This is a genomic window from Ideonella azotifigens, assembly GCF_006519715.1.
GTDB lineage: Bacteria > Pseudomonadota > Gammaproteobacteria > Burkholderiales > Burkholderiaceae_C > Ideonella > Ideonella azotifigens.
In genome coordinates this window covers 1-1772 of sequence record NZ_VIDT01000924.1, presented here as the reverse complement: position 1 = coordinate 1772, position 1772 = coordinate 1, and the positions used below count along the sequence as shown (strand labels likewise).

At 68.9% G+C, this 1772-nt stretch carries 2 pseudogenes; both read left to right on the top strand.

From position 1 onward, the window contains the following. Nucleotides 1–870: pseudogene (locus FKP22_RS33035) on the top strand (hypothetical protein); the annotation flags it as partial. Further along, nucleotides 867–1772: pseudogene (locus FKP22_RS29270) on the top strand (SWIM zinc finger family protein); the annotation flags it as partial. The pseudogenes FKP22_RS33035 and FKP22_RS29270, both read left to right, overlap by 4 nt.

Here is a 1772-nt window from a genome sequence, read left to right as displayed (position 1 = left end):
GAAGGCCAGCACGAGGACGCGCTGCGCTGGCTCACCACCACGCTGCAGCCCCACGCCCCGGCGTGCGACGCCTCGGGCGCGTGGCGCGCGCTGCATGCGCAAAGCGCCGGTGCACAGCTTTATGGCGCCTGGGCATTGGCATCATTGCCCAGCACCGAGTTCAGCCTGAAGCAGCAGGCCACGCTGGCCCGCCATGCGGACGCTTCGGTGCGCGCCTGGGCCATGGCCGCGATCGACCACACGCTGCCGGCCGTGCCCAGCCCGGAACAGTCGGCCCAGCTCTTGCCGCTGGCCGACACGCTGTTCGACGACGCCCGTGCCTACGCCCACCAGTTGTTCGCCGAGCGCCTGCCGGACGCAGCGCTGACGCCCGAGCTGCTGATCGCCTGGGTCGACCACCCGCAGCCCTGGGTGCAGGCACTGGGCCGCACGCGGCTCGTGCGCCGCATGGCCGCTGGCGAAGCCAGCCTTTGCCTCACCCGGCTGAGCCAGCACCCGAGTGCCAGCGTGCAGCTGTTTGTCACCCAGTGGCTTCTGGAACTGCCCCGGGACGACGACGCCCAGCTCGCGGCGCGCCTGCGCGAATTGACGCCCTACTTCCTGACCGTGCTGAGCCAAGTGAACCGTGGCCGCGTGGCCAAGTCGCGCATCACCGCCTTCCTGCGTGAGGCGAGCGACGCGCCGCAAGCCGCTGCAGTGGTGGCCGAGATCTTTGCGCGCCAGGTGGTGACCTGCAGCCTGACCGACAAGCCGCAATACATCGCCGGGCTGCGCGACATTGCCGCGCGCCACCCGCAGATCGCCCTGCCCTTCATCGCCTGGGCGCCGCCACCGGTGCGCAGCGCGGCCAACGCCACGGAGGGCGCATGAAGTTCCAGTACCGCTACTACGGCAGCACCTCGGTCGATTCGAGCGACGCCACGCAGGCCTTCAGCCTCGCGCCCGACACGCTGCGCCCGCCCACCAGTTTCCAGGGCGAGCTGGGCCGCAGCGGCGGCATGCACCTGGCCTTTCGCGAGGCCTTGTCGGCGCTGCATTCGGTGGTGGTGAGCGACCAGCGCTACCGCGGCCGTGACCCTTCGGCCTACAAGACCTGGCTGGAGGCCAACGAGAACACGCTACTCGCGCAGTACATGCAACAGGCCCAAACACTGCGTGCCGAGGCGAGTGCCGTCACCAGCGAGCTGAAGACCCTGCGCAACCAGAAGGACGCGCTGCTGCGCCCGTTCTACACGGCAAGGCAGAAATACTTCAACTGGCTCTACCTGGCCAACCGCGACGCCTGGTACGTGCTGGATCCGGTCATCACGGTGCATCCCGAGCGCCTGCTGTTCGAGGCCTTCAGCCAGGACGAGTCCAGCTACTGCGCAGTGAGCGTCAGCCACAACGTGTTCCGCCGCACCGCGGAGATGGCCTGCGGCACCACCAACATCGACTACTCCATCGGCCTGTTCGACGAGTTCCAGAAGATTCGCGACTACAAGGCCACGAGCTTCCAGGTGGACCCGGCCGGCTTCAGCGTGGCCACCGGCAGCGACCCGGCCTTCCGCGAAGAGAAGATCGACCTGCCCGACAGCTGGGTGCGCGGCTTCCTTCAGGTCTCCAGTGCGATGACGCTGCCGGCCACCGTGCTGGAGCTGCATGCCATGGACCTGCACAACCTGTGCGCCACCTTGCGCCAGCACAAGGAGCGCGCTGGCCCGCGCTCGCTGCGCTTCGAGCTGGCGCCGGGCCAGCCGGCACGCATGGTCTTCGAGCCCTGGGGCATCGAG